Here is a 26,639-nt window from a genome sequence, read left to right as displayed (position 1 = left end):
CCTTCTGCCTATGGTCTCCTGCTCAGGCTCCGAAGGCGGCGGCGGTGGCGGCCATCGATCCGTCATGCGTCAGGTCGTAATGCAGCGGCGTGACGGTCACATAGCCCTGCGCAATCGCCTCCAGGTCGGTCCCCTCAGGCATGACGTCGCTATTGCCCAGGCCGAACCAGTAATATTGGTATCCGCGCGGGTCCGTGCCCTCGACGATATGGGTGCGGTCGACATCATGGAATCCCTGCCGCACGACGCGGATGCCCTTGACGGCGGCCGGGTCGATGGCCGGGAAGTTGACGTTCATCAACATGCGCTGGCCCGAAGGCATGGCGATCAGCGGGCGCAGCACCTTCTCGCCCCATGCCTCGGCGCAGGCGAAGGGCACGGTGTCGCCCATGCCTTCCCTGGCATAGACCTGGCTCATCGCGATGGAGCGAATGCCCGATATGGCGCCCTCCATCGCCGCGGCGACGGTGCCGGAATAGGTGATGTCCTCGGCCAGGTTCGCGCCGCGATTGACGCCGGACAGGACCAGATCGGGCGGACTGTCCTTCATCAACTGCCGCACCGCCATCATCACCGCGTCGGTCGGCGTGCCGCTGACGCTGTAATGCTTCTCGCCATGCTGCCGCACGCGCAGGGGACGGGTCAGGGTCAGGCTATGCCCCGCGCCCGACTGCTCCTCCATCGGCGCGACGATCCATATGTCGTCGGACAAAGTGCGCGCGATCGCCTCCAGCACTTTCAGGCCGGGGGCGTGTACGCCGTCGTCATTGGTCAGGAGGATGCGCATTTGTCTTTCATACCTCTATTTCCGTTCGGGCTGAGCGAAGTCGAAGCCCTCCATTGAGCGAAGCGAAGTGCCCTCCCTCCGTTCGGGCGAACCCTTCGACTTCGCTCAGGGCGAACGGGGGGTAAGTGTAATTTATCTCGGCTCCAGCTTGCTGATCCCGCCCATATAGGGGGCGAGCGCCTCCGGCACGGTCACGCTGCCATCCGCATTCTGGTAATTTTCCAGCACAGCGACCAGCGTACGGCCGACCGCGAGGCCGGAGCCATTGAGCGTGTGGAGGAAGCGCGTCTGCTTCTCCCCCTCCGGCTTGTAACGCGCGTTCATGCGCCGAGCCTGGAAATCGCCGCAGTTGGACACGCTGCTGATCTCGCGGAAGGTGTTCTGGCTCGGCAGCCACACTTCCAGGTCGAAGGTCTTGCGCGCGGAAAAGCCCATGTCGCCGGTGCAGAGCAGCATCTTGCGATAGGGCAGGCCAAGCGCCTGCAGCACCCCCTCCGCCGCGGCGCACATGCGCTCATGCTCGGCCTCGGACTCCTCCGGGCGGCAGATGGCGACAAGCTCCACCTTCTCGAACTGATGCTGGCGGATATAGCCGCGCGTATCGCGCCCGGCCGCGCCCGCTTCGGACCGGAAGCAGGGGGTAAGCGCGGTGAAGCGCAGCGGCAGGGTCGGCTCCGGCACGATCTGGTTCGCGACGAGGTTGGTCAGGCTGACTTCGGCGGTTGGGATCAGCCAAAGACGTGCCGCTGCATTTTCATCCGCAGCTAAGGCATCCTGCGCTGCCAGTGCCCACTCTGTAGAATTGACCTCTACGTTGCGCATCGTTTGCAAGGCCGTGCCCAGAACATTGGTTCTTGCGGTCTGGAACAGGTCATCCTTGAACTTCGGCAATTGGCCGGTGCCGTAGAGCGCGGCGTCGCGGACCAGCAGCGGCGGGTTGACCTCCTCATAGCCATTCTCGCCCGACTGGCGGTCCAGCATATACTGGGCGAGCGCGCGGTGCAGGCGGGCCATCTGCCCCCGCAGCGCCGTGAAGCGCGCGCCGGACAGGGCCGCGCCGCCCTCGAAATCCAGCCCCAGCGCCGGACCGAAATCGGCATGATCCTGGGGCGTGAAGTCGAACGCGCGGGCGGTCCCCCAGCGGCTGACCTCGACATTGCCGGCCTCGTCCTCGCCTTCGGGCACATCAGCGGCGGGCAGATTGGGGATGGCGGCGAGAATGCCGTCCAGCGCCTCGCCCGTTTCCTTCTCCTGCGCTTCAAGGTCGGGCAGCCGTTCCTTCAGCGCGGCGACCTCCATCTTGATCTGCTGCGCGAGTTCGCCGTCCTTGTTCGCCATGGCCTGACCGATGGCCTTGCTGGCCTCGTTGCGGCGCGCCTGACCCTGCTGCAACTCGGTGGCGATCGCGCGGCGCTTCTCGTCCAGCGCGACGATCTCGCCGCTCGCAGGATCAAGCCCCCGGCGCGCGAGCGCGGCGTCGAAAGCGGCGGGATTTTCGCGGATGGAGCGGATGTCGTGCATGGCCAGCCCTATGCCGCCGCGCGACGAGCCGCGCAACCCTTGGGCGCGGCCATACGTTTATGCCGGAGAACCAAGCATAAGGAGATACGGATATGCAGATCGACAATGACGCGCTGGTCATGGTGGTGGACGGCGCGAAGATGCTGCTGTTCCGCAACAAGGGCGATGCCGAATATCCCAATCTGGAGGTCGAGGAAGCGTTGACCCACGAAGATGAAGCGACGCGCGAGCAGGGATCGTCCGCCCCCGGCCGCAATGCAGCGCCCGGCGGGTCGCGCAGGGGCGCGTTCGAGCAGACCGATTTCCACCAACAGAGCGAGGATCGCTTCGCCGCCGAAGCCGCTGCGATGCTGAACCGGCGGGCGCTGGCCAATGATTTTGAGAAGCTGATCATCGTCGCGCCGCCCAACACGCTGGGCGAATTGCGCAAACATTATCACAAGGCGGTGCAGAGCCGCCTGACCGGGGAATTGAGCAAGGACCTTGCCAGCCACCCGGTGTCGGAGATTGAGCGGCTGATCGTGCAGGCGTGATGCGCAATCAGGTTGGTCTGATTTAAATCCGTTCGGGCTGAGCCTGTCGAAGACCTGCACTTTCTTGAAGAAAAGGACAGCCCTTCGACAGGCTCAGGGCGAACGGCGGCAAGCAACATCATGATGGTCTAAGCCTCCCGGCCCCGCCGCTTTCGCTTGACCGCATCGCCGCGCCCGGAAATAGCGGCGCTATGACGCTCACCGCGACCTTCTCGCCCCTGCCGCCGCTCGACAAGCTGGAGCCGCGATGGCGGGCGCTGGAGGTGCGGGCGGAGGGCAGCTTTTTCCTGGGCTGGACCTGGATGGAAAGCTGGCTGTCGGCGACCGGCGCAACGCCGGAATTGCTGGCGGTGAAGGACGATGCGGGCGGGGACGCCGCGCTGGCGCTGATCGGCCGGTCGCTGGACAAGCGGCTGCTGGGGCGGACGCCCACATTATGGCTCAATCAGGCCGGGCAGTATCAGGCGGACCGGCCCTTCATCGAATATAATGGCCTGCTTGCGGACAGGGACGCGCCCGCCGACCTGCATGACGTGGCGATGCGCGCGATCCTGCGCCACAATGACTGGCGCGCGCTCCGGCTGTCGGGCGTGGAACCGGACTCGCTTTTGCTTGCGGCTGGCTTCCGCCGCCGGGTGCGGATCGACCAATCCCCCGCCTATCATGTCGACCTCGCCGCCGTGCGGGCGACAAAGGGCGATTATCTCTCCCTGCTCAGCGCCAATACGCGCAGCCAGATCAAGCGCGCCGCGAAGGATTATGGCGCCGCTGAACCAGCCATCGCTCTGGCGACGGAGGCGGATATCGACGGCTGGCTGGCGGAGATGCAGGCGCTCAACACTGGCCGTCACGCCGAAAATGCGTGGGATGACGCCATGTTCAGGCAGTTTGCCGCCACTCTGCTGCGCCGGGGCCTCGTAACCGGCGAGGTGGAACTGCTGCGCATCACGGCTGGCGATCATTTGCTCGGCCTGTTGCTCAACTTCGTCCATCGCGGGCGGGCGATGAATTACCAGTCCGCCTTCGCCGCGCCGCTGGGGCCGAAGGGGAAGCCGGGCCTGCTCTGCCATGCGGCGGCGGTTGGCCGTTATGCGGGCATGGGCCTGGACCATTATTCGCTGCTGGCGGGCAAGGACCGGTACAAGCAAAGCCTGTCGACGGGATCGGAAACGCTGGAATGGTGGTCGCTGGAGCGTTTCTCCCCCCGGCTGGAGGCGGAGGCGGTTTTGCGGAAACTGCTCAGGCGGCCGGTTTCTTAGCATTGGTCTGGGCACCAACACCGTTCGTTTCGAGCGAAGTCGAGAAACTGAGCGCGAGGTTTCTCGACTTCGCTCGAAACGAACGGATGTTGGGGGTAATGGGCTTGGGCGTTAAAACCCCAATTTCCGCATCACGCGATACATGAACCGCCGCATCTTCTGCGTTTCCGGCCGGTTGCTCACCTTGCCGACCGGCAGACGCCGCCGCCGCAACAGCGCGTTGAAGGCGTGGAGTTCGCCTTCCGCCACGCTGCGGTCCGACCGCCAGGTGATGGAGAAGCTGACCGATACCGTCGCGCCATTCTGCACGAAATGCGGGGCCTTGACCGGCACCAATATCGCCTCGCCTGGCACCAGCATGAATGGCGCGCCCTTTTCCAGATAGTCCTCGTTCCAGGCGAGGTTGCGGTGGCCGCCCGCATGGAATTTCTCGCTCTGCTCGCCGGGCACCAGCGCCTCATCGCCCGCCGGGAATACGGTCATCGTCTTTTCACCGTCGATCTGCAGCAGGATATTGTGCTCCGGGTCCATGTGGAACGGCGTCACGCTGCCGGGTGAGGACAGGAAGATGAACGCTTCCCGGTGCAGCATCGGCCCGGTCGCGGGGATCACCAGATGTTCGATCTCCGCCAGCGCCGAATCCAGCAGCGCGCCATATTCGGTATCGCGCTCGACATTCTTCAGAACGACCCAGCTTCCATTGGTGTCGATCGTCCGCACCGTCTCGCCCAGCGTCAGGCCATTGTCCGGCGTTTCGTCCGGCTTCACGCCCAGCGGCAGTTTGCCCAGATTATATTCGACCGACGCCGGGGGCATGCGCTCCGCCAATATGGCCAGCGCCTCGCGCGAAAAGAGCGGGTGCCCGGCCAGTTCGTGGGTCAGCATCACGGGCTGGTCCGGATAAGCCCTGCCGAACGCCTCGCGCGCGGTTTGCGAGAAAGCGAGCCAGGGGCTTTTGCCGACAACGGGGCGTTGGGCGGTCATGCGGTTCTATATCCTCTGATGAAGGCGCTGCCGCGCTCGGCAATGTCGGCGGCGGCGAAAGCGGTGGTTCTGCGCGCGCGGGTCAGGCCATTGCCTTTCAGGGCGACGCGATACTGGACGATGCTGCGGCGTTCGGCCCACAGGCTGTCGATCATCGGGTGGTCCACGGCGGCGCAGCTATCCATCCAGCCGATGGCGGCATCGCCCTGCACCGCGTGCAGATTGTCGATCTCGATCAGCACGCCGGGCGAAAAGCGTCCCAGCGTCTCATCGAACGCGATCTTGAAGGAGAAAGCGCCGCCAGCGTGACGGAAATTCACGAGCATCGCGATGGCGCGGCCGTCCAGGTCGAGGCGCAGGAAATGCAGCGCGCCCGCCGCAAAAGCCGCGGCGCAGGCGGCATGGAAAAAGGCGGTGTCGCCCGCCCGGCATTGCAGCGCCGTGCCCTCCTCGCCCTTCCATCCCGCCGCCTCAAGGGCCAGGAAATCGTCGCACCATGATGTCAGGTCCGCGGCGCTGGTCAGCGTGCGGCTCTGCACCGTCCCCAGTTCCGCCAGCCGCTTCTGCAGCCGCCGGATTTCCTTGCGCTTCTTCGACCGGACATGGGTTTCCCAATATTCGTCGGCGGACAGGGCACTGCGGAGGAGTGCGCGGTCGTAGCGCTTGATTTCCACAATCGCACGGCGTTGCGCGAAGCACACCGCCTCCAGCGCGGCGGCGTTCGCCCCGGCGGCATCCAGGCCGGACAGGTGCAGGAAATTCCCCATGTCCGGCGTCTCGTCCAGCAGCGCCAGGAACCCTGCCCACGCCGCCTGCTCGTGCCCTCGCCGGATTAGTGGCGCGCCGAAGAAGCAATGGCGATGCATCCAGTTGGCGGCATTGCGGACCGGCAGGCGGCCATAATGGCGCTCCACGCTCACCGGCATCACGCCGATGGCGGTGTCGCCGTCCTTCGCCTCGATCAGGCGCACATCCTGTCCATCGAGATGGGCGAGCGCCGGCAGCAGCAGTTCGGGCGTGTAGAAGCAGTTCGCCTCCGCCGCATGGGCCGAAAGCTCTGCCCAGCGTTCCGCCTGCCCGACCGGCATCGTCCCCGGAATACCGGTTTTCAGCGCGGGATCGGGCGCCATGTCCATGAGGTCCGCCATAGGCGGCAAGGGTTAGGATATGGCTAAGGATGGTTTGGGGCGTGGGATTGTATGCCACATCCCCTAACCCCGTTCGTCCTGAGTAGCCCCTTCGACTGCCTGCAAGGCAGGCGCTCAGGACAGGCATTGAGCGAAGCCGAAATGGCGTATCGAAGGATGTGAGCTTGGTGCAACCATGCTTTGATACGAGCCTTCGACTTCGCTCAGTCTCTACTCAGCACGAACGGGGTTAGGGAAAGGCGGGAGCGTAATACGCTCACCGCATCGCGCACGCCACAATGCTCGCGGGATCGGGCCGCGCCGCGATCTTCCTGAACCGCGCCATATATCCGCCCGCCGTCGGCTTCGGGATCATCTGCTCCAGCCGGTATCCCACGGCGGCGAACTCGCAGGCCAGCAGGCGGGGTGGGGTGCCATGCTGTTCGGTGGGGCGGTCGGCATCGACGACGATGATCTCGCCATCCTTCTTCAGCGCCGGGAACAGGTGCCAGAGGAAGGCGTAAGGCTCCGAAATCTCATGATACATATGCACCATCATCACCCGGTCGAAACTGTCAGCGGGCAGCTTCGGGTCGTCCGCCGTGCCCAGCTTCACGCTGACATTCTTCCAGTCCTCGCGGTTGATGCGGCGGCCGAGCGCGTCGATCGTCTCCGGCATGATGTCCTCCGCCAGAACGCGGCCGGTCGGGCCGACGCGCTTGGCGAGGCGCACGGTGTAGTAGCCCTCGCCCGCGCCTATGTCGGCCACGGTCATGCCCGGCCTTATGCCCGCCCGGTCCATGATATCCTCCGCCTCATTCACCCGGTCGCGCGCTTCCTCGGTCGACCAGCGAGTCGACACGATCGGCGCCACCGGCCTGTCGGCGCGGGGGAAGGGGCGGGAACTGGCGGGACGATCAGCATCGTCCGCCGCGCCCAGCATGTGACAGGCGCCCAACGCCGGGATGAGCGTGATGGCTCCGGCGATCGCGATCACCGCCCGGAGCGCGGACATCAGTCGACGTCCTCGACATCGACCTTCTCGCCCGTCACCTTCTGCGACAGCGCGGCGGCCATATAGGGGTCGAGCGCGCCGTCCAGCACGTCATCGGGCGAGGAGGAGACGACGCCGGTGCGCAGGTCCTTCACCATCTGATAGGGCTGCAGCACATAGGAGCGGATCTGGTGGCCCCAGCCGATGTCGGACTTGGCCGAATGCTCGGCGCTCGCCGCCGCCTCGCGCTTCTGCAATTCCGCCTCATACATGCGCGCCTTTAGCATGTTCATGGCCTCGGCCTTGTTCTTGTGCTGGCTGCGCTGGTTCTGGCAGGCGACGATGATGCCCGTCGGCACATGGGTGATGCGCACGGCGGAATCGGTGGTGTTGATGTGCTGCCCGCCCGCGCCCGACGCCCGATAGGTGTCGATCTTCAGGTCGCTCTCGTTGATCTCTATGTCGATATTGTCGTCGATCACTGGATAGACCCAGACCGACGAGAAGCTGGTGTGCCGCCGCGCCGAGCTGTCATAGGGGCTGATGCGGACCAGACGGTGGACGCCGCTCTCGGTCTTGGCATAGCCATAGGCGTTCTCGCCCTTGATCAGCAGCGTCGCGGACTTGATGCCCGCCTGCTCGCCGCCATGATAGTCGACCAGCTCCACCTTGTACCCGCGCCGCTCGGCCCAGCGCTGATACATGCGCTGCAGCATCTCGGCCCAGTCCTGACTTTCCGTGCCGCCCGCGCCCGCATGGATTTCCAGATAGGTGTCGTTGCCGTCGGCCTCGCCGGCCAGCAGCGCCTTCACCTTGTCCTCGTCCGCGCGTTCGGCCAGCGCCCTCAGCGCCGCCGTGCCCTCGGCGATCATATCCTCGTCGCCCTCGGCCTCAGCCATTTCGATCAGCTCGGCCGTGTCTTTCTTCTCGCTGTCGATGGCGCGGGTCGCGCCGATGGCGCTGTCCAGCCGGGTGCGCTCGCGCATCACCTCCTGCGCCTTTTTCGCGTCGTCCCACAAAGTCGGGTCCTCGACGCGCGCGTTCAGCTCGTCCAGCCGCCGCAGCGCCCGGTCCCAGTCCAGAAACCGGCGCAGCAAATCCAGCGCGGCGTCGATACGATCAATATATTGCTGCGCTTCGGCGCGCATGGGGGGTCTCCACTTTCACTATCGCCCCCGATATGGGGAGGCGGGGGCGTCGCCGCGAGGGGCGAGTCACCCACCCAGCCCGGCAGGCGCAAGCGCCGTCCTTTCCGGGGGATTTGCGCGTTCGTCAAGCGGGACGGGGTTGGAGGGGCTTGGCGGCGTGTCGGATTGCGCGGTGGCAGGGCTTCGTGCGGCGGTTGGAGCCGGGGAACGGCATGAGGGAGGGGGAAGTTGCGGTTTGTGCGCGTTTTGAGCCGGAAAGTCACAATAAGGTTGCATGTTGGTCTCACGAACGTCGCATGTAGGTCTCATCTGCGTCGCATCGCGGGCCATCGGAGTGATGGCGCAGACGTCGGGCGAGGGTTGGGTAAGGTTCCATGTGGGGGAGCAGAGCATGAGTGGTGGAATGTAGGACAGGGCGTCTTCTTACAGCGTTTATTAGAAATAGAATTTATGATAAATTACAAATGCTTAAATTATTTCGGACCAATTTGGACCAATTTGCACGGATAGTTCTATTTCGTTGTACCAAGGAGTCAGAGGAAATTGGAGAGCATGGCGTGACCAAAGGTGAGGAGAATCTTCATGGTACAAAGAAATCCGCCGTCGCTGCGCTAGTTTCGCCGACAGAAAGGCCGCTGAGATCGGTCATCGAACGAGAAATATTGCGGGTAGTTTCTATTATACCGGTCGCAGGCACCGAAAGTATGTTGAGGGCGTCGCAAAAGGAAGTCCTCAGATGGGCACGTAAACGTGCAGGAGCGGTGTTGCCCGAGCATGCGTGGCAGGGGGCACCCTTTGAGATGCTTGCTGCTGGGCGCACCACAATGGGAACTAATGTTGAAACCGAGAGCGGTTTCCTATGGTCACTTCGCGGCGATGACCCTGACAAGTCGGTTCCAGGACGAATTTGGTCGACCGAAGTCAGCTTGGGTCAGCCCGAGGGCAGCGAAGAAATTCTTCTTGGTGTACGCCTCCTCGTAAATTCCGCGGAGGCTGAAGTATCCATCACGCCTTCAGTACCAGGACTTGTGCTTCAAATCGCCGATAATTGTGGTTTGAGAGACGGGCCGATTCCTGTTCTAACCAAACCCTATTATGCCGAGACTGAAAGTGACGCAGATACTCTCATAGATTGGCTATTGTCAGATACGCGGCGAAATCCAATAATTGTTGCCAGCGGAGACGAGAGATCAGAATATCCCGCACGTCCACTGATAGATGTTGAAAGTTTGGCCAAATCTTTATGCGGATTGGCACATGTGGTATCTTTGCCAGCCAATCTTACCTATAAGCTGAATCACGTTCTTGGAAAAGAACTCATGGTATTTCACGGGGGTGTTCGGATATATGAGCCAAGATTATATGTTCGCGGAGATCCGAGAGATCATCGGCTTTATTTAGGCAATTCGTTGATAACCGCTTCAAAAGCGATAGAAGCTGAAATCCGAAGTGCTGTTGCCAGAGTTAGCCTCCGCGTAACGCGGCTTGGTCACGATGTATTGCCCTTCGCTGCCGTTAGAAGCGCTGCATTACGTCTCCAGCAGCGCCAGCAAATCGCTGATGGGGCAAGCGATAGCGTACAACTAGCAGCAGCGAACGACAGGAGTGACGCGCTCGAACTGGAAGTTGATGGACTCAGGGCGGAGGTTGATCAAGCGCTAGAGTTATCTCTGCAAGAGGCAGATAGAGCTGAAGATGCCGAAAAGCAGTTAGCTTCTGCATGGGCGCGTATCGAGCAGTTGGAAGCTGCGTTGAAATCGAATGGCACAGCGCTTGAGGAGGGTAATACTCAGCCGGACGATTGGTCTGAATTTGGAAAGTGGTGTGACGACACTCTATCCAGTCGATTATCGCTATCTTCCACCGCCAGAAGATCGATCCGTAAGCCAGATTTCGAAGACATTTCTCTGGCTGCGCGCTGCCTTCAGTGGCTTGCCAATGAAGCCCGCAATCGTTTTCTTAGGGGCGGAGGCGCGCTGGCAAACATTCCAGTTTTTGAAGGTGTAACAAACGCGCCTTGTGGTGCAGATGAGTATCAGTTTGATTTTCAGGGCCGCCGACTTTCGGCAAATTGGCATATTAAGAATGGCGGGAATACGCGGCAGCCGGAGCGATGTTTGCGGATATATTACGCTTTTGATGAAGTAAGTCGGCAGATTATAGTATCAGATATGCCGGGTCATAGACGTACGGGCGCTACTTAGATCGGTATAAATTCTAGCTGCCGATGTAGTAATATTTATAGAGAACTGTATCTATGCGCGTAGCCCATGACGCTATCGGCTTATTTGAGCAACTGGCTTCCTGCTTAAATGCTAACACTCGTAGAGTGATCCGTCAGGCGTTGATCAAGGGGGAGCAGAGCGGTGATCCCCGTCCATTCGACTTCGATGCCTTCCTCTTCGATGCCTTCCTCAAAGACATGGATGCCGCCAATGGCTAAATACCGGCGGGCATCTTAGCGAAGCCGGAACAGCGTGGCGTGAGAGTGCTTCGATACGAGCCTTCGACTTTGCCCAGTCTCTACTCAGCACGAACGGGGAAGTGTGGGTAAGGGGCCGTTTAGTGACCGGCGCGATCGCCAGCCCCGGCCAACCTCAATAAATCCCGCCCTGCTGCTGCAGGAAGTCATTGTCGTTCGTCGGCCGTCCGGTCGCGCCGGTCCTCGCCGCCGCCTTGTCCTGCGCCTCGACTTCTTCCTTGCGGATGGTGCGGCGGGGTTCGGTTTCGGGTTTGAAGGCTTCCCAGATGACTGACGCCTTGGGGTCATCAGTCGGCCATGCGCCGTAGACGCGCTTGCCTGAGCGCCGGTCGATGCGGACCATGCGGATGCCGTTGGGGGCGATGAAGGGCGTCTTGGGCATATCCTTCAGGATCGGTGCCATCGCCTGTTTCCAGATCGGCGCGGCGATGCGGCCGCCCTGCGCGTAACCGCCCAGGCTGCGCGGCGTGTCGTAGCCGAGATAGACGCCCGCGACGAGATCGGGCGATCCGCCCACGAACCACACATTGGTCGGGCCGTTGGTGGTGCCGGTCTTGCCGAACAGCGGCCGGTCCAGGTCGCGCAGCACGGTCGCGGTGCCGCGCTGGATCACGCCCTCGGTAATGTGCACCATCTGGAATGCGGTCATCGGGTTCATCACCTGCTGCCCCTCGTTCGAGAAGCGCGGCATCGCCCGCCCGTCCCAATTGGGCATGTTGCATCCCTGGCACGGCTGCCAGCGTTCCGGCCAGATCACCTTGCCGTGCCGGTCCTGCGCATAGTCGATCACCTTGGCGTCGAGCTGCCGCCCATGATTGACCAGCATCGCATAGGCGTTGGTCAGGCGCGCGACGGTGGTTTCGCCCGCGCCCAGCGCAAAGGAGAGGTAGGGCTGATAATCGCCGATGCCCATCGCCTTGATGGTGCGCACGACGCGCTCCATGCCGGTCTGCGACGCGGCGCGCACGGTCATCAGGTTGCGGGACTGCTCAATGCCCCAGCGCATGGTCTGCGGCCCCGCGCCGCCGCCGGAGAAGTTGCGGAAGCATTTCTGGCCGAGGCGGATCGACTGGAACACGCAGAAGGGGCCATCGACGATGATCGACGCAGGCGTCATGCCATTGTCGAGCGCGGCGGCGTAGACGAACGGCTTGATCGTCGATCCCGGCTGGCGCATCGCCTGCGTCGCGCGATTGTAGGAAGAGAGGCGCGCGTCGAACCCGCCCTGCAGCGCGTGGATGCGGCCGCCATGCGTATCCTCGATCACCATCCCGCCGGACACGCCGGGCACATTGCGCAGCGCCCAGCCGCCGCCATTCTTCGTTACGACGATCAGGTCGCCCGCTTTCAGCGAATCGAAGGCGGGGCGGTCGGTGCGGCGGTAGAGCATCTGCGCGCCCGATGCAGGCAGCGTGCCGGTGGTGCCGTCGGTAAAGCCCAGCTCCGCCGACCCGGACGTCTTGGACACGACCAGCGCGGCCTTCCAGTCCTGATAATCAATGCCGATATTGCTGACGGCCAGGTCGCGGCGCCAATTGTCGCTCATCTGGATTTCACCGACCGGGCCGGACCAGCCCTTGCCCGCGTCATAGCGGATCAGGCCCGCGCGCAAAGCTTCGGCGGCATGGTCCTGCATCACCGGGTCCAGCGGGCTGCGCACCCACAGGCCGCCGGCATAGATGCTGTTCGGGCCGTCCGACGCCTTCTCGCCGAATTTCTCCATCAGGCGGCGGCGGATTTCCTCGATATAATAGCCGCCCGCCGTGCCATAGGGCGACCCGCGCTGACGCACGGTGCTGAGCGGCGTGGCCAGCGCCTCGCGATATTGCGCGTCGTTGATCCAGCCATTCTTGCGCATCTCGCCCAGCGCCCAGTTGCGCCGCTCGATCGCGCGCTGATATCCGGTCTCGCTTTCCGGGCGGTAATTGGCGGGGCCTTTGGGCAGGATCGCCAGATAGGCCATCTCATTGAGTTTCAGCTCGCCCACATCCTTGTCGAAATAGGCGCGGGCGGCCGCCTGCACGCCATAGGCGTTCCGGCCGAGGAATATCTGGTTGAGATAGAGTTCCAGTATCTGCTGCTTGGTGAGGACATTCTCCATGCGATAGGCAAGGATCATCTCCTTGATCTTGCGCGTGGGCGAATAGGCGTCGCCGATCAGAAGGTTCTTCGCCACCTGCTGCGTGATGGTGGAGCCGCCCTTGGCCCGCTCGCCGGACCCGAACTTGCGCACATAATCGAACACCGCGCCGAAGAAGCCGGGAATGTCGACGCCATGATGGCTGAAGAAGGTCTTGTCCTCCGCCGCCAGATAGGCGTGGATCAGCATCGGCGGGAAATCGGCATATTGAAGCTGGACGCGCCGTTCGCGGGCATAGCTGTAGACCGGCTGGCCGTTGACGTCGCGCACGATGGTCGGCAGCGGCGGCTCATAGGCGAGCAGGGTGCGGGCGTCGGGCAGGTCGCGGGCGAAGATCACCCAGAACAGGCTGAACAGGATGACGATGCCCGCAAGCAGCCACAGCGCGCGGCGCGCCCATTTGTTGCGGACGCGATCCTGGAACCACGCCGATACGCCGCCCGCGCCCCTGCGCAGTCGGTACGCCACGTCGCTCTTTCCGGGATTGGTCGCTTCGGCTTCGTCCATACCGGACAGCGCTCTAGGCAAATCCGGCGCGCATTGCCAGCGCGGATCGACAGGCGGTGAACGCGACGGGGAAAGCGAGGGTGTCCGGCTATGCGAAATGCGGCGCGGCGGTGAACGCGATGCCTCGCCTTTATGCGTCGCTGGCGAGCTTGTCCCAGAGGGAGGGCGTGGTCGCTTTCAGGGCGAATGCGCTGGCGCTGGCGCGGGTGCTTTCGGTCCAGCCGCGGGCCTCGCGTTCCTCGTCGCTCATTGCGTCATATTGGCTGACGAGCTGGCTGCTATAGGCGGCGATGCCCCCGGAGGACCCCCCGGACGATAGAGCGGCATTGGCGAAATCCTCCTGAATCCGCGCGCGCATTTCGGCCTTGGCCGCCTGCACTTCGGTCCGGCTGAACGCGCCCGTCCGGTTGAGCGCGATGGCCGCGACGGCGCGCCCGGAAAGGGCCGACAGGTCCGGCGCGGAACCCCGTTCCACCGTCGCGTTCCCCGTCGCATTCAGTGTTGCATAATGCGCGTCCAGCGCCGCGCGCACCTGCGCGGACAGGGCGGCGAAATCCTTGGCGTTATCCTCCTTCGCCTGCGCTGCGGCGAGGGCCTCCGGAGAAATGGAGACGTCGGACTGGGATGATGCCGCTTGTGTCCTGGACGATGCCGTCGATGCCGTCGATGCAGCCTCTTTGGCGGTGGCGAGCGCCTTCTGCGCGGCGGCGCTCAGGCCCGTGCCGACATAGGCTTTGCTGGACTGGGTCTGGCTGGATTGCGCGCCGTTGAGCAGGGACAGGAGAGACATGGCCGATCCTTCAAGGGACAGGCCGCCAAGGCTAGGGAGTCGTGGTTAACAAATGGTTGCCGCGGGCGGATGCGGGCCAGTCTCTATTTAGATCTGGCGCTATCTGGCCAGTCGCTATTTGGGTCCGGCGCTATTTGGGCCGGACGCTATTTCGCCACCGCCCGGCGTGCGAAATGCACCTCTATGGCTTTGGCGACGCCCTTGGCGATCCGGTCCTGCCCCTCGGTCGAACCGAGCAGGGCCGAATCGTCGGCATTGCTGATATAGCCGGTCTCAAACAGGACCGACGGGATGTCGGGGGCCTTGAGCACGATCAGCGACGCAAAGCGGTGATAGGTGTTGCGGAAGGTGATGAAGGGCGCCGCCTCGCGCTGCAGCAGCCGGGCGAAGCTGGCGGATATGGCCATGGTTTCCCGCTGGGTCAGGTCGATCAGGATCGACGACACGTCGCCGCTCTGTTCATTAAGGTTCACGCCGTTGATGATGTCGGCCCGGTTCTCCCGCGCCGCCAGCCGCGCCGCTTCCCGGTCGGACGCGGTTTCCGACAGGGTGTAGACCGTCGCGCCGCGCGCCTCCGCATTCTGCGCCGCATCGGCATGGATGGAAATGAACAGGTCCGCATTCATCCGCCGCGCGATGCCATAGCGTTCCTGCAGGATCAGAAACTGGTCGTCATTGCGGGTCAGGGCGACCCGTATACGCCCGGATTTCAGCAATTCATCGCGAATGGCGTGGGCGATCGCCAGCGTGATATCCTTCTCCTGCCGGCCGGTTTCCTTGTTCACCGCGCCGGGATCATGCCCGCCATGCCCCGCATCGATCACGACAAGCGGGCGGGATGGGTCGCGCGGCCCCTGAATCGGGGGAAGGGCGATGCCCTTGGCGGTCGCAGGTATCGGAACGGTGATGCTGTGGCTTCGGCGCGGCGGGCGCGTCATGCCTGCCGATGCGCCGGAAATCGCCTCCATCGCGCCGGACGGACGATTCGGCGCGGGACCGGCGGTGAGCAGCATGGCGGCCAGGGCGAGGGAGGGAAGCATGGGCCGCTTTTGCTACCGCATCCCGCCCGCCGTCCAGCCGAATTTGGGAGCGGGCCGTCCCGCCGGTCCGAAAGGATGTTAAGGCATTGTTAACTATAGCCGGGCAGGATCATCCTGCATTGCAGCGGCAGGCCGAGCAAAAAAGTTGCGCGTTCCCCTCACCACTGCTACCCATCATCAATCCTGAAAAGTCCGCCTGATCGCGGCACACTGTCAGGATCGAACGATCGCCGATTTTTGAGGCGATCCAACAGGTTGACGCTGCATGAGGCATTTTTTCACGTTCCCGAATGGCCCGTTTCCGGGTCAAGGGGCGTGGACGGCCAAAGCCCGGCACGGCGATATCGCCTGCCCTGCCTTTGCAGCAGACACAAACACCGCCCTTCAAACCCGCCTTTCAACCCTGGCGCCGCCGCAGCACCCGCACAAGGTCGCACGCTGCCTGCGGAAGCCTATTTTTAACAGCATGGCCGCCCGGCCCCGCGTCGCGGCCCGCCATGCCCGGAGTATCATAAATGACATTGCGTATGCTGATCGATGCGCGCCACCGGGAAGAAACCCGCGTCGCCATCGTCAAGGGAAACCGGATCGAGGAATTTGATTTCGAATCCGCTGAGCACAAGCAGCTCAAGGGGAATATCTATCTCGCCAAGGTAACACGGGTCGAACCGTCGCTTCAGGCGGCGTTCGTCGATTATGGCGGCAACCGCCATGGCTTCCTGGCCTTTTCGGAAATCCACCCCGACTATTACCAGATCCCGCGTGAGGACAAGCTGGCGCTGCTGGCCGAGGAGGCGAAGCACGCCGCCGAGGAAGCCGCGCTGCGCGCCGACGACGAGGATGATGACGATCATGATCACGATCATGGCGATGTGATGGATGTCGATCATCCCGCGCATGACGAGGATGAGGACGCGCATGAGGCGGCAGAGGGCGAGGAAGCATCCGCGCGCCCGGCCCGGCCGTCGCGCAATAATGAGGATGCCGCCGACGAACTGCGCCGCAAGCGCATGTCGCTGCGCCGCCGGTACAAGATCCAGGACGTCATCAAGCGCCGTCAGGTGCTGCTGGTCCAGGTCGTCAAGGAGGAGCGCGGCAACAAGGGCGCGGCCCTGACCACCTATCTGTCGCTCGCCGGCCGTTACTGCGTGTTGATGCCCAACACGTCGCATGGCGGCGGTATCAGCCGGAAGATCAGCAACGCCGCCGACCGCAAGCGGTTGAAGTCGATCATCGCCGACATGAACCTGCCCTCGACCATGGGCTGTATCGTCCGCACCGCGGGCCTGCAGCGCACCAAGGTCGAGATCAAGCGCGACTTCGACTATCTCGCCCGCCTGTGGGACGAGATCCGCGAGAATACGCTGAAGGCCGCCGCGCCCGCGCTGATCCATAATGACAGCGACCTCATCAAGCGGGCGATCCGCGATATCTACAACAAGGATATCGAGGAAGTGATCGTCGAGGGCGAGCATGGCTATAAGGCCGCGCGCGACTTCATGAAGCTGCTGATGCCCAGCCATGCGCGGCGGGTGAAGCAATATGCCGACGCGGTGTCGCTGTTCCAGCGCTTCGGCGTCGAGGATCAGCTTGCGGCCATGTACCACCCGGTCGTGCAGCTCAAATCCGGCGGTTATCTGGTCATCAACCCGACGGAAGCCTTGGTGTCGATCGACATCAACTCCGGCCGTTCGACCCGCGAACATGGCATCGAGCAGACCGCCGTCGCCACCAATCTGGAAGCCGCGCGAGAGATCGCCCGGCAACTGCGCCTGCGCGACATGGCGGGCCTTGTCGTCATCGACTTCATCGACATGGAGGTGAACTCCAACATCCGCAAGGTCGAGAAGGCGATGAAGGAAGCGCTGAAGGACGATCGCGCCCGCATCCAGGTCGGCCGCATTTCCGGCTTCGGCCTGATGGAAATGAGCCGCCAGCGCCTGCGCACCGGCGTGCTGGAAGCGTCGACCCGCGAATGCCCGCATTGCGAGGGTACCGGCCTTGTCCGCACGGCGTCATCGGCCGGTCTGTCGGCGCTGCGCATGCTGGAGGAGGAGGCTGCGCGCGGCCGCGGCACCTTCATCACGCTGCGCGCCAGCCAGGAGGCGGCCTTCTACGTCCTCAACAACAAGCGCCGCGAGCTGGACGAGATCGAAAGCCGTTATGGTGTGTCGATCACCATCCTGCCCGATGGCGAGGTTGAGGGCGCGCGCATGTCGGTGGAGGCCAGCGGTCCCCGTCCGACGCAGGTCGTGACCTATGCGCCGATCGTCGAGGAAGATGACGATCTGGATCTGCTTGAGGAGGAGCTGGACGAGGAGGAGGAAGCCGAGGAAGCTTCCGAAGACTCCGAGCGCCGGGACTCGCGCAGTGAGGAAGATCGCGACGGGGAGGGCGGCCGCCGCGGCCGCCGCCGCCGCCGCCGTGGCCGCCGCAACCGCCGTGACGGCGAACAGGGCGAAGGCGCATCCACTGAGGGTGGCGCAGAAGCCGCCGATGGCGAAGGCGAGAGCGACGCCGGGGAACTGGACGCCGAAGCCGGTGAAGTCGAACAGGGCGAAGTGACCGCCGAAGAAGGCGGCGAACCGCGCCGCCGTGGCCGTCGCGGCCGCCGTGGAGGCCGCCGCCGTCGCGGTGGCGAAGGTGAGGGCACTGCCGCCGAGCATGGCGCTGAGGCCGAATCGGTCAGCGAGGACGCGCCTGCCGCAGAGCCGGTGGCGGAAGAAGCTGCTCCGGCCGAGGAAGCGCCGGTTGAAGCCGAAGCGCCCAAGACCCGCCGCCGTCCGCGCGCCCGCAAGGCTGCCGCCGCTGCCGAAGCGCCGGTAGAGGCGGCCGCGGTTGAGGCGGAAGCGCCCGCCGAGGCTCCCGTGGCCGAAGCGGCGGAAGCGCCTGCGAAACCGAAGCGCAGCCGTGCGAAGAAGGCGGCTCCCGCCGAACCCGCCGCCGAGGCTCCTGTGGCCGAGGAAGCGCCTGCCCCGGAATCGGCGCCCGCCGCCAAGCCCAAGCGCAGCCGCGCCAAGAAGGCCGCGCCCGTGGCCGAGGAAGCGGCTCCGGCAGAGGAAACGCCAGAGGCGGAAGCTCCGGTCTCCAGCCTCGCCAGCGCCAATGCGGGCGAGTTCGTCAGCGGCGCGCCCGCCGATGAGGAAACCGCGGAGGACGGCACGCCGCGTCGCGGCTGGTGGCAGCGCACCTTCGGCGCATAGACGCTCAGGACGCCCGGCCCCTTCCATGACGCGAAGGGGCCGGACGCCTTTCACGCGGCGTTCATCGCCCTTCTGTCAGGAGGCGCAGGCATGACGGGACAATCCGCTCCGAACGCCCTGCCGGGGAGCAGGACGCTGCTTCGGCTGCTGGCCGTTCTGCTATGCTCCTTCGCCCTGATGGCGCGCCCGGCGCTGGCCCAACAGATATTGCGCGACGCCGAAACCGAAGCGCTGTTCAACGATATTTCCCGCCCGCTGATCACGGCGGCGAAGCTCGACCCCAAAAATGTCCAGGTCCTGCTGATCAATGATCCGGAGATCAACGCCTTCGTCGCGGGCGGCCAATATGTCTGGATGCATAGCGGCCTGATCGCGTCGGCCGACGATGTGAACCAGGTGCAGGGCGTCATCGCCCATGAGCTTGGCCATATCGAGGGCGGCCATATCATCCGTTCGGCGGAGGGGATGAAGGCCGCGACCGGCATCACCCTGCTCAGCCTGGTCCTTGGCGCGGCGGCGATCGCGGCGGGCGGCGGCGAGGCGGGCATGGGCATCATGGCCGCCGGGCAGCAGGCGGCGATGGGCAAATATCTCGCTTTCTCCCGCACGCAGGAAAGCTCCGCAGATCTTGCCGGCGCACGCTATCTGAGCGCTGCGGGGCTGAGCGGCAAGGGCAGCCTGGCCTTCTTCAAGAAGCTGCAGAATCTGGAATATCGCCTCGCCATCCCGCAGGATGACAGCTACGCCCGCACCCACCCCCTGTCGGGTGAGCGCATCGCGGTGCTGCGCGAGGTGTATGAGCCGGACCCGGCCTGGAACAAGCCGGTCGATCCCCAATTGGAGGCGCGGTTCGAACGGGTGAAGGCGAAGCTTGTCGGCTTCGTATCCGACCCAACCCGCACGCTGCAGGTCTACCCGGAAAGCGACCAGACGATCCCGGCGCACTATGCCCGCGCCTATGCCTGGCACAAGAGCGCCTACCCGGACAAGGCGATGCAGGAGGTGCGGGCCTTGCTCGCCGCGCAGCCGCACGACCCCTATTTCCTGGAGCTGGAAGGGCAGATTTTGCTGGAAAGCGGCCGTCCGGCGGAGGCCATCGCGCCGCTGCGCGAGGCGGTGGCGCGGTCCAACAACCAGCCGCTGATCGCCGTGCTGCTGGGCCATGCGCTGATCGCCAGCGAGGACGATAATAATTTCAAGGAGGCCGAGCAGGTGCTGCGCACCGCCGTCGCCCGCGACCGGGAAAATCCCTTCGCCTGGTATCAGTTGGGCGTCGTCTACGAACGGCGCGGGGACACGCCGCGCGCCGCCCTCGCCACGGCCGAACGCTACCAGATGCAGGGCAATGACCAGTTGGCGCTGCTGAACGCGGATCAGGCGATGCAGGGCCTGAAGGAAGGCACCACCGACTGGCTTCGCGCGCAGGACATCGCCATGGTGTCCCGCTCCGCCGTCGAAGGCAACCGGAAGAAAAGACGATGAACACCCCCCGGCCCGGCCTTCGGGCAGCCCTTTCGAACAGGACCATACAGATGATGCTAGGCGGAACCGTGTTTATCGCGGCGGCGGCGAGCGCGGCGCTCGCCATGCAGGCGCCCGCCACGGTGAATATGGCCGACAAGGCAGCGATCGAGAAGATCGTCCACGACTATATCCTCGAACATCCCGAAATCATCCCGCAGGCGATCGAGAAGCTGCAGGGCAAGCGCACCGGCGCGCTGATCGGCCAGAACCGCTCCGCCATCGAAACGCCGTTCGCGGGCGCATGGGAAGGGGCGGAGAAGGGCGATGTCACCGTCGTCGAATTTTTCGACTATGCCTGCGGTTATTGCCGCGCCTCGCTGCCCGACCTTGCGAAGCTGGTTGCGGCCGACAAGGGCGTGAAGGTGGTCTATCGCGAACTGCCGATCCTGTCGGCGGCCAGCGGCGACGCGGCGAAGGTCAGCCTGCTCGCGGCGGAGAAGGGCAAATATATGCCCTTCCACAAGGCGCTTTACGGCGCGGGCAAGGTGACGCGCGACACCATTTTCGCGGCGGCCGCGGGCGTCGGCATAGACCGCAAGGCGGCGGAGGCGGCGATGGTGTCCAAAACCTATGATGCCGAGGTCGAATCGAATATGAGCCTCGCCCAGAAGCTGCAGGCGACCGGCACCCCGACCTTCGTGGTCGGCGACCAGGTGCTGAGCGGCGCGGTCGGCTATGACGCGCTGAAGGAAGCGGTGGACAAGGCGCGGGCGGCGAAGGCTGGGGGGTGAGCCTAAGCACTTTTCTTTTCTCTGGGAGGGGATGAAGTGATCGGCATTCTCCTCCGTTCGCCCTGAGCTTGTCGAAGGGTTGCCCTTTCTTCAAGTAAGGCAGTGCTTCGACAAGCTCAGCACGAACGGTTTTATTTAACGCCCCCCAAACACCACCATATCATCCCCCGCTTTCCACGGCGGCAGGCGCAGCATCGCGCGCGCGAACAGGTCCGATCCGATATGGCCGGCCAGCCAGCGCTGGAGGTGCGGCAGGGGCTGCGCGTCGAACCAGGCCTGATCCGTCGCCGCGAACTGGCGGATGAAGGGGAATGTCGCGATGTCGGCGATCCCCGCTACATCTCCGCAAAGCTGCCGATCTCCAACCTTACTGCCCGCCGCCAGCCGGGCGTCCATCTCCGAGAGGATCGCCAGCCCCGCCGCCCGGTGCGCCGCCGGGTCGGACCCGTGGCGGCCGGGATATTTATAGCGGTCCAGATGCTGTTTGAACGGCCCGTCATTGCGCGCGATCAGCGCGGCGTCGTCCCGCGCCAGCCAGCCAAGCGGATCGCTTTGCGCCAATGCCCAGCGCATGATGTCCAGGCTCTCGTCGATCACGCCGCCATCGGGCAGCACCAGTACCGGCACCGTCCCCTTGGGCGACGCGGCCAGCATCTCGGCGGGCTTGTCGCGCAGCACAACCTCCCGCAACTCCACCGCGATCCCGCTCGCCAACAGACCCATCCGCGCCCGCATCGCATAGGGGCAGCGGCGGAAACTGTAGAGGATGGGGAGGGTCATGGATGCTTATTGTTGGAGCGGCATACGATCAAATTCTTCGCCGTTAAAGCGGTTGACCTCTCCCTGGCCGCCAAACCGGAATATCGCCAGACCAGGTAAGGTGTGACGGCTATCGGCAGGCACCAGTCGAATACCGATCTGGTCGAGAGCACCAATGGCAAAGGAATTGAGGACATAGGTATCAACTTTATCAGGTGATTGGATGACCACGACGATGCGCGCATCGCCCTGTGCGGCATTTGATAATATGCGGGCTTCATCATCCCGCCCGTCGCCATTGAAATCGGCAGTTACGGATAGAAAACCTGCAGGATCAGCCAATCTGGCCGAATAGTGCGTGCTGCCGGTCAAGGTGTCCAAGGTCGTTTCCTTGTAGCCCATTGCGATAAAAGCAATGGGAGGAAATGGCCCGGCATCGGCAGGTGCCGATAACGAGATGCCTATTACAGAGACTGCCGTCCATGCCCGCTTAAAAATCGCCATCAATAGAATATGCTGGGAACTGATGGTGGCCGCAATCATCTCTACCTTCTTCCCAAACATTTCCCACCACCCCACTGGCGCGCAGCGCCGCTCCCTGCCATTACCCGCCCCATGCGCCTCCCCGGTCCCTCGGAACCCTTTCTGCTGCTGGACGATGCCCGCGTCACTGGCGCGGCGCCCTCCCGGCTTTATCGCGACCCGGTGGAGATTGTCTGCGCCCGCACCCCGGCGGAGGTGCAGCCCGCGCTCGACCGCATAGGCGAGGCGCGGGACGATGGCCTGCACGCCGCCGGATATCTCGCCTATGAGGCTGGCTATGCGCTGGAGGAGCGGCTGTGCCCGCTGGCCGAGCCGGGTCCGATGCCGCTGCTCTGGTTCGGCCTGTTCGACGGCGTGCGCTTCGTCGCGCCGGAGGATGTGCCCGCCCTGCTCCCCCCGCCGGGAGACGCCGCCGCCGGGCCGCTCCGCCCGCTGATCGATAAAGACGCCTATTTCGCCGCCTTTGCCGAGGTGCAGGAGCGCATCCGCGCCGGCGACATCTATCAGGCGAACCTGACCTTCCCATGCGAAGTGGACGTGACCGGCGACCCGCTGGCGCTTTACGCCGCCATCCGTCCGCGCGCGCGGGGCGGCTATGGCGGCATCGTCCATACCGGCGACCATTGGCTGCTGTCCTTCTCGCCGGAGCTGTTCTTCACCCTCGCCAGCGGCCAGCTCACCGCCCGGCCGATGAAGGGCACCGCCGTCCGCGAGGCCGATCCCGCCACGGACGCCGCCGCCATCGTCCATCTGCGCGAGGACCCCAAGCAGCGCGCCGAAAACCTCATGATCGTCGACCTGCTGCGCAATGACCTGTCCCGCGTGTCGCTGGCGGGCAGCGTGACGGTGCCGGACCTGTTCAAGGTGGAGACCTATCCCACGGTCCATCAGATGATATCGACCGTCCGCGCGCGGATATTGCCCGGCCTGTCGGCGGTGGACGTGCTGCGCGCCATCTTCCCCTGCGGATCGGTGACGGGCGCGCCGAAGATGCGGGCGATGGAGGTGATCGCGCTGACCGAACCCTTTTCGCGCGGGCCTTATACCGGCGCGATCGGCCGGATCGACGCGGACGGCAATGCGGCCTTCAACGTCGCTATCCGCACCCTCTCCCTCGCCGATGGCGACCGCACCGCCCGCATCGGCCTTGGCTCCGGCGTGGTCGCGGATTCGCAGGCGGAGGCGGAGTGGCGGGAATGCCTGGCGAAAGGCCGGTTCCTGGCGGGGGTTTAGGCCGGTCCTGACGCACGCCCTCTGCCACTCCTCCTTTCGTCATCCCGGACTTGATCCGGGACCCATCTCGCCTTGGGCAATGGAGGCGCCTTGGTGAGAGATGGGTCCCGGCTTCCGCCGGGATGACGGACGTGTGTGTGTGGCCGTACCGCAAAGCGCACGAAATAGCCTGTGGATCAAAGGCCATAGACCCTTGCGCCCACCCGAAGCGGGGTTACTGTGCGCCGCTTATATTCGACAGACGAGGATCGATCTGGTGGGTTTTGCCGACGGGCGTTTCGATTTGCTGGAAACGATGGCGTTCGATCCGGTGGAGGGCATCCCCCTCCTGGAATATCATCTGCGCCGGCTGGAAAGCAGCGCGAAGGCGCTGGACTTCGCGTTCGACCGGCATGGCGCCCGCAACGAGCTTCAGGCCGCGACGTTCCGCGTGCGCGACCGCAGCCGGGTGCGCATGCTGGTCTCGCACAAGGGATCGGTGGCGATAGAGGTGCGCGCCCACCGCACCTGGCCGCAGGCGATCGTGCCCGTGGCCGTGGTGCAGCGCCCGGCGGACAGCGACGACCCCCGCCTGCGCCACAAGACCACGGACCGGGGCGTCTACCGCGAGGCTCTGGCGGCGGGCGGCACGTTCGAAGTGCTGATGACCGACGCGGACGGCTACCTGACCGAAGGCTGCTTCAGCTCCATCTTCGTGGAACGCGACAGCAAGCTGGTGACGCCGCCTTTGTCGCGCGGCGTGCTCCCCGGCGTCCTGCGCGAAAGCCTGATCGCGATGGGCGAGGCGGTGGAGGGGGATTTGCGGCTGCACGACCTGGAGAAGGGATTCTTCATCGGCAATGCGGCGCGGGGGATGGTAGCGGCGACGTTGGTTTGAGGGGATGGCTAAAATACTTGATCGCTAGTCTTGCACCAATGTTGACCGTTCCGGCGAGCTGCCTCAACGACTCAATGGATCAAAAAGCTTATCGAAAGCCTGAAACAGTCGGCGGTTGACGCGCTCTACCCAATTGAGCGTGCCTTCAACATTTTTATCATAGACGTCGATCCGCTGGCACCACAAGCGGTAGGGCCGTGTCGTAAATCTCAGAAGCGGAGTAATGAAGCGGATATCCGCCGGATATGAAAACGGATTAGTTTTGTATGTCCCGTCGTCCTGAGAGACGAGGCACCAGTCGATAGATTCGTTCCATGAACCGTGAATGGATTCCGACATCATTCCGTAAGTGCAGGCGTACAGATCGGCGTGTTCGATTTGCGCGAATATGTCATAGAAACTTTTACCTTGTAATTTCCAACGGTTGCTCTTCTGTTCTTTGAAATCATCTCTGCTGAAGCCCTCGATATCCAGCTTTTCATGGACGGACCTGAGCAGGCGTTTCCCGGCTTTCGTCTCGAAAAAAGTCGAGCCGCTCTCTAGGTCTCGCAGAATCCGAAGCCGATCTTTATAGGAGCACTTGCGATAGTCGAGCATGACCTCCGGGCCGCTTGTCAGCAGGTATGTAGCGATCGTGGACGCCTCAATGATTGGGCGTTCAAACAAGGAAATAATTTCGGCATTGTCCTGCTCATAATATTTGATGACCTCCTTAAGCAGCTTCCAGACCCGCACAAGGAGGCCCAGTACGGGTGCGTCATCAATTGAAAATCCTGACGGATTGCGTTCGATATTTTTGAGTCGGGTGATGCAGTCATATATTTCCGCGACGTCCTTATAAAACGTCAGAGCGAAACTGTTTATGCCTTCAAGTGACGAGAAACTCTCGCTGACATATTCAGCATGATATTTTTCTGTGATCGCCTGCAATTCTTGCATTAACTCGATTTACGCAGTCTGTACCTTCCTCTGCAACCTCCCCATCCCCGGTTGCCCCAAACCCCTTTGCGCTCTATGGAACCGCGCGTCCGTAAGGGCGCCGCACTACACACCATCCATAAAGAGAAACGCCGATGACGAAGACGTCCGCAGCCCTTGGCCGCATCCAGCCCAGCGCCACCCTCGCCATGTCCGCGCGCGTGACCGCGCTGAAAGCCGCTGGCGTTGACGTGATTGGCCTGTCGGCGGGCGAGCCGGACTTCGACACGCCGGATTTCGTAAAGGAAGCGGGCATCGCCGCGATCCGCAGCGGCCAGACCAAATATACCGATGTTGACGGCACCGCTGCGCTGAAGGACGCAGTCGCGCTGAAGTTCAAGCGTGACAATGGCCTGATCTATGAACGCGGCCAGATCAGCGTCAATTCCGGCGGCAAGCACACCCTGTTCAACGCGCTGGTCGCGACCGTCGAGGCGGGCGACGAGGTGATCATCCCGGCCCCCTATTGGGTCAGCTATCCCGACATTGTGAATTTCGCGGGCGGAACCCCGGTGTTCATCGAGGGACCGGCGGCGCAGGGATATAAGATCACCCCGGCGCAGCTTGACGCGGCGATCACGCCCCGGACCAAGTGGGTGATGCTGAACTCGCCGTCCAACCCCTCCGGCGCTGCCTATTCGGCGGACGAGCTGAAGGCGCTGGGCGAGGTGCTGCTGCGCCACCCGCATGTGCTGGTGATGACGGACGACATGTATGAGCATGTCTGGTACGCGCCGTCGCCCTTTGCGACGATCGCGCAGGTGTGCCCGGACCTGTATGAGCGCACGCTGACGGTGAACGGCTGTTCGAAAGCCTTCTCCATGACCGGCTGGCGCATCGGTTTCGCGGGCGGGCCGCAATGGATCATCAAGGCGATGGCGAAGCTGCAGTCGCAATCGACCAGCAACCCCTGCTCGATCAGTCAGGCGGCCGCGGCGGCGGCGCTGACCGGCGACCAGGAGTTTCTGGAGGAGCGCAACGCCGCGTTCCGCAAGCGCCGCGACATGGTCGTCGCAATGCTGAACGACGCGCCCGGCCTGTCCTGCCCAACGCCGGAGGGCGCCTTCTACGTCTATCCCGACGCCAGCGGCGTGATCGGCAAGACGACGCCGAAGGGCGTGAAGATCGATTCGGACGAGGCGCTGATCGGCTATTTCCTCGACGAGGCGAAGGTGGCGGCGGTGCATGGTGCGGCGTTCGGCCTCAGCCCGGCCTTCCGCATCAGCTATGCGACATCCGACGAGCTGCTGAAAAAGGCCTGCACCCGCATTCAGGAAGCCTGCGCCGCGCTGAAGTGAGGGACGGGTTAGACCTGCCCTTGCCCCCGTTCGGGCTGAGCGAAGTCGAAGCCTTCCGCTGAGCTAAGCGAAGCGCCTCACTGCGTTCGGCTGGGCCCTTCGACTTCGCTCAGGGCGAACGGATACGTTAAGGCCGCACGATTATTTGCCGACAACCCTTGAACCGGCTCCCTTCCACCCT

Annotated in this window: 21 protein-coding genes and 1 pseudogene; 10 read left to right on the top strand and 12 right to left on the bottom strand. The window is 63.7% G+C overall.

Annotation, left to right across the window (positions count from 1 at the left end; all coding sequences use genetic code 11):
• Positions 1-22: 22 nt before the first annotated feature.
• Together surE and serS are read right to left on the bottom strand one after the other, a co-directional pair.
• Positions 23-787, bottom strand: coding sequence for a 5'/3'-nucleotidase SurE (surE, locus tag KFK14_RS23695; protein WP_212609386.1), 765 nt, complete (start codon positions 785-787; stop codon positions 23-25).
• Between the two features lie 132 nt (positions 788-919).
• Positions 920-2,308 carry a serine--tRNA ligase gene (gene serS / locus KFK14_RS23690; protein WP_212609385.1) on the bottom strand — a complete coding sequence of 463 codons (1,389 nt, stop codon included), beginning with the start codon at positions 2,306-2,308 and terminating at the stop codon, positions 920-922.
• A gap of 92 nt (positions 2,309-2,400) precedes the next feature.
• Between serS and KFK14_RS23685 the strand changes: the two genes are divergently transcribed.
• On the top strand, positions 2,401-2,841 hold the full coding sequence (locus KFK14_RS23685) for a host attachment family protein (RefSeq protein ID WP_070157498.1): 441 nt from the start codon (positions 2,401-2,403) through the stop codon (positions 2,839-2,841).
• A 191-nt stretch (positions 2,842-3,032) separates the two neighbouring features.
• Positions 3,033-4,100, top strand: a complete 1,068-nt coding sequence (locus KFK14_RS23680; RefSeq protein WP_212609384.1) for a GNAT family N-acetyltransferase — start codon at positions 3,033-3,035, stop codon at positions 4,098-4,100.
• Positions 4,101-4,211: 111 nt separating this feature from the next.
• On the opposite strand, the gene KFK14_RS23675 is transcribed toward KFK14_RS23680, so the two are convergent.
• From KFK14_RS23675 to prfB, 4 genes are all read right to left on the bottom strand, one after another.
• On the bottom strand, positions 4,212-5,084 hold the full coding sequence (locus tag KFK14_RS23675) for a cupin-like domain-containing protein (RefSeq protein WP_212609383.1): 873 nt from the start codon (positions 5,082-5,084) through the stop codon (positions 4,212-4,214).
• The gene (locus KFK14_RS23670) at positions 5,081-6,220 is read right to left on the bottom strand and encodes a GNAT family N-acetyltransferase (RefSeq protein ID WP_425516644.1); all 1,140 of its coding nucleotides are present in this window, start codon (positions 6,218-6,220) and stop codon (positions 5,081-5,083) included. The genes KFK14_RS23675 and KFK14_RS23670 overlap by 4 nt, the downstream gene beginning before the upstream one ends.
• A gap of 268 nt (positions 6,221-6,488) precedes the next feature.
• A complete protein-coding gene (locus KFK14_RS23665; protein WP_212609382.1) occupies positions 6,489-7,226 on the bottom strand; it encodes a class I SAM-dependent methyltransferase in 738 nt (245 codons plus the stop codon).
• On the bottom strand, positions 7,226-8,353 hold the full coding sequence (prfB, locus tag KFK14_RS23660; RefSeq protein WP_212609381.1) for a peptide chain release factor 2: 1,128 nt from the start codon (positions 8,351-8,353) through the stop codon (positions 7,226-7,228). The genes KFK14_RS23665 and prfB overlap by 1 nt, the downstream gene beginning before the upstream one ends.
• A 464-nt stretch (positions 8,354-8,817) precedes the next feature.
• Here prfB and KFK14_RS23655 point away from each other — a divergent pair, with 464 nt between their 5' ends.
• Both KFK14_RS23655 and KFK14_RS23650 read left to right on the top strand, forming a co-directional pair.
• Complete coding sequence (locus tag KFK14_RS23655; protein WP_212609380.1) at positions 8,818-10,557, top strand: hypothetical protein; 1,740 nt, start codon at positions 8,818-8,820, stop codon at positions 10,555-10,557.
• A gap of 53 nt (positions 10,558-10,610) precedes the next feature.
• Positions 10,611-10,796, top strand: coding sequence for a type II toxin-antitoxin system ParD family antitoxin (locus tag KFK14_RS23650; RefSeq protein ID WP_212609379.1), 186 nt, complete (start codon positions 10,611-10,613; stop codon positions 10,794-10,796).
• 154 nt (positions 10,797-10,950) lie between these two features.
• Here the strand turns inward: KFK14_RS23650 and KFK14_RS23645 are convergent, their stop codons facing one another.
• The 3 genes and pseudogenes from KFK14_RS23645 to KFK14_RS23635 form a co-directional block, all read right to left on the bottom strand.
• Positions 10,951-13,482 (bottom strand): penicillin-binding protein 1A, encoded by a 2,532-nt coding sequence (locus KFK14_RS23645; RefSeq protein WP_212609378.1) that lies wholly within the window; start codon positions 13,480-13,482, stop codon positions 10,951-10,953.
• A 130-nt stretch (positions 13,483-13,612) separates the two neighbouring features.
• On the bottom strand, positions 13,613-14,272 hold the full coding sequence (locus KFK14_RS23640; protein WP_212609377.1) for a hypothetical protein: 660 nt from the start codon (positions 14,270-14,272) through the stop codon (positions 13,613-13,615).
• 146 nt (positions 14,273-14,418) lie between these two features.
• A pseudogene (locus KFK14_RS23635) lies at positions 14,419-15,222 on the bottom strand (N-acetylmuramoyl-L-alanine amidase family protein); the annotation flags it as partial.
• A 605-nt stretch (positions 15,223-15,827) separates the two neighbouring features.
• Between KFK14_RS23635 and KFK14_RS23630 the strand changes: the two are divergent.
• The 3 genes from KFK14_RS23630 (at position 15,828) to KFK14_RS23620 (ending at position 20,770) form a co-directional block, all read left to right on the top strand.
• Positions 15,828-18,515, top strand: a complete 2,688-nt coding sequence (locus tag KFK14_RS23630) for an Rne/Rng family ribonuclease (RefSeq protein WP_246524768.1) — start codon at positions 15,828-15,830, stop codon at positions 18,513-18,515.
• 90 nt (positions 18,516-18,605) lie between these two features.
• Positions 18,606-19,997, top strand: a complete 1,392-nt coding sequence (locus tag KFK14_RS23625; RefSeq protein WP_070157867.1) for a M48 family metalloprotease — start codon at positions 18,606-18,608, stop codon at positions 19,995-19,997.
• A gap of 50 nt (positions 19,998-20,047) precedes the next feature.
• Entirely contained in the window at positions 20,048-20,770 is a 723-nt protein-coding gene (locus KFK14_RS23620; RefSeq protein WP_070157878.1) for a DsbA family protein, read from the top strand.
• 135 nt (positions 20,771-20,905) lie between these two features.
• On the opposite strand, the gene KFK14_RS23615 is transcribed toward KFK14_RS23620, so the two are convergent.
• Together KFK14_RS23615 and KFK14_RS23610 are read right to left on the bottom strand one after the other, a co-directional pair.
• Positions 20,906-21,550 carry a glutathione S-transferase gene (locus KFK14_RS23615; protein WP_212609375.1) on the bottom strand — a complete coding sequence of 215 codons (645 nt, stop codon included), beginning with the start codon at positions 21,548-21,550 and terminating at the stop codon, positions 20,906-20,908.
• Between the two features lie 6 nt (positions 21,551-21,556).
• Positions 21,557-22,093, bottom strand: a complete 537-nt coding sequence (locus KFK14_RS23610) for a hypothetical protein (RefSeq protein ID WP_212609374.1) — start codon at positions 22,091-22,093, stop codon at positions 21,557-21,559.
• A 51-nt stretch (positions 22,094-22,144) separates the two neighbouring features.
• On the opposite strand from KFK14_RS23610, the gene pabB reads away from it, so the two are divergent.
• The gene (pabB, locus tag KFK14_RS23605; protein WP_212609373.1) at positions 22,145-23,305 is read left to right on the top strand and encodes an aminodeoxychorismate synthase component I; all 1,161 of its coding nucleotides are present in this window, start codon (positions 22,145-22,147) and stop codon (positions 23,303-23,305) included.
• Positions 23,306-23,561: 256 nt separating this feature from the next.
• Positions 23,562-24,182, top strand: a complete 621-nt coding sequence (locus KFK14_RS23600; protein WP_212609372.1) for an aminotransferase class IV — start codon at positions 23,562-23,564, stop codon at positions 24,180-24,182.
• A gap of 63 nt (positions 24,183-24,245) precedes the next feature.
• On the opposite strand, the gene KFK14_RS23595 is transcribed toward KFK14_RS23600, so the two are convergent.
• On the bottom strand, positions 24,246-25,121 hold the full coding sequence (locus KFK14_RS23595) for a DUF5677 domain-containing protein (RefSeq protein ID WP_212609371.1): 876 nt from the start codon (positions 25,119-25,121) through the stop codon (positions 24,246-24,248).
• Positions 25,122-25,255: 134 nt separating this feature from the next.
• Between KFK14_RS23595 and KFK14_RS23590 the strand changes: the two genes are divergently transcribed.
• Entirely contained in the window at positions 25,256-26,458 is a 1,203-nt protein-coding gene (locus tag KFK14_RS23590; RefSeq protein ID WP_212609370.1) for a pyridoxal phosphate-dependent aminotransferase, read from the top strand.
• Positions 26,459-26,639 lie beyond the last annotated feature (181 nt).

This window comes from Sphingobium phenoxybenzoativorans (assembly GCF_018286635.1).
In the GTDB taxonomy this organism is placed as follows: Bacteria; Pseudomonadota; Alphaproteobacteria; order Sphingomonadales; family Sphingomonadaceae; genus Sphingobium; species Sphingobium phenoxybenzoativorans.
This window is presented reverse-complemented; position numbering and strand designations above follow the sequence as displayed.

What these genes read in the sequence shown, in the direction of transcription:
- surE (WP_212609386.1), bottom strand. Translation starts at nt 787, where the DNA reads ATGCGCATCCTCCTGACCAATGACGACGGCGTACACGCCCCCGGCCTG.
- KFK14_RS23615 (WP_212609375.1), bottom strand. Translation starts at nt 21,550, where the DNA reads ATGACCCTCCCCATCCTCTACAGTTTCCGCCGCTGCCCCTATGCGATG.
- KFK14_RS23680 (WP_212609384.1), top strand. Translation starts at nt 3,033, where the DNA reads ATGACGCTCACCGCGACCTTCTCGCCCCTGCCGCCGCTCGACAAGCTG.
- KFK14_RS23620 (WP_070157878.1), top strand. Translation starts at nt 20,048, where the DNA reads ATGATGCTAGGCGGAACCGTGTTTATCGCGGCGGCGGCGAGCGCGGCG.
- KFK14_RS23670 (WP_425516644.1), bottom strand. Translation starts at nt 6,220, where the DNA reads ATGGACATGGCGCCCGATCCCGCGCTGAAAACCGGTATTCCGGGGACG.
- KFK14_RS23610 (WP_212609374.1), bottom strand. Translation starts at nt 22,093, where the DNA reads ATGTTTGGGAAGAAGGTAGAGATGATTGCGGCCACCATCAGTTCCCAG.
- serS (WP_212609385.1), bottom strand. Translation starts at nt 2,308, where the DNA reads ATGCACGACATCCGCTCCATCCGCGAAAATCCCGCCGCTTTCGACGCC.
- KFK14_RS23625 (WP_070157867.1), top strand. Translation starts at nt 18,606, where the DNA reads ATGACGGGACAATCCGCTCCGAACGCCCTGCCGGGGAGCAGGACGCTG.
- KFK14_RS23590 (WP_212609370.1), top strand. Translation starts at nt 25,256, where the DNA reads ATGACGAAGACGTCCGCAGCCCTTGGCCGCATCCAGCCCAGCGCCACC.
- KFK14_RS23640 (WP_212609377.1), bottom strand. Translation starts at nt 14,272, where the DNA reads ATGTCTCTCCTGTCCCTGCTCAACGGCGCGCAATCCAGCCAGACCCAG.
- prfB (WP_212609381.1), bottom strand. Translation starts at nt 8,353, where the DNA reads ATGCGCGCCGAAGCGCAGCAATATATTGATCGTATCGACGCCGCGCTG.
- KFK14_RS23595 (WP_212609371.1), bottom strand. Translation starts at nt 25,121, where the DNA reads ATGCAAGAATTGCAGGCGATCACAGAAAAATATCATGCTGAATATGTC.
- KFK14_RS23685 (WP_070157498.1), top strand. Translation starts at nt 2,401, where the DNA reads ATGCAGATCGACAATGACGCGCTGGTCATGGTGGTGGACGGCGCGAAG.
- pabB (WP_212609373.1), top strand. Translation starts at nt 22,145, where the DNA reads ATGCGCCTCCCCGGTCCCTCGGAACCCTTTCTGCTGCTGGACGATGCC.
- KFK14_RS23630 (WP_246524768.1), top strand. Translation starts at nt 15,828, where the DNA reads ATGACATTGCGTATGCTGATCGATGCGCGCCACCGGGAAGAAACCCGC.
- KFK14_RS23645 (WP_212609378.1), bottom strand. Translation starts at nt 13,482, where the DNA reads ATGGACGAAGCCGAAGCGACCAATCCCGGAAAGAGCGACGTGGCGTAC.
- KFK14_RS23655 (WP_212609380.1), top strand. Translation starts at nt 8,818, where the DNA reads ATGCTTAAATTATTTCGGACCAATTTGGACCAATTTGCACGGATAGTT.
- KFK14_RS23650 (WP_212609379.1), top strand. Translation starts at nt 10,611, where the DNA reads ATGCGCGTAGCCCATGACGCTATCGGCTTATTTGAGCAACTGGCTTCC.
- KFK14_RS23665 (WP_212609382.1), bottom strand. Translation starts at nt 7,226, where the DNA reads ATGTCCGCGCTCCGGGCGGTGATCGCGATCGCCGGAGCCATCACGCTC.
- KFK14_RS23675 (WP_212609383.1), bottom strand. Translation starts at nt 5,084, where the DNA reads ATGACCGCCCAACGCCCCGTTGTCGGCAAAAGCCCCTGGCTCGCTTTC.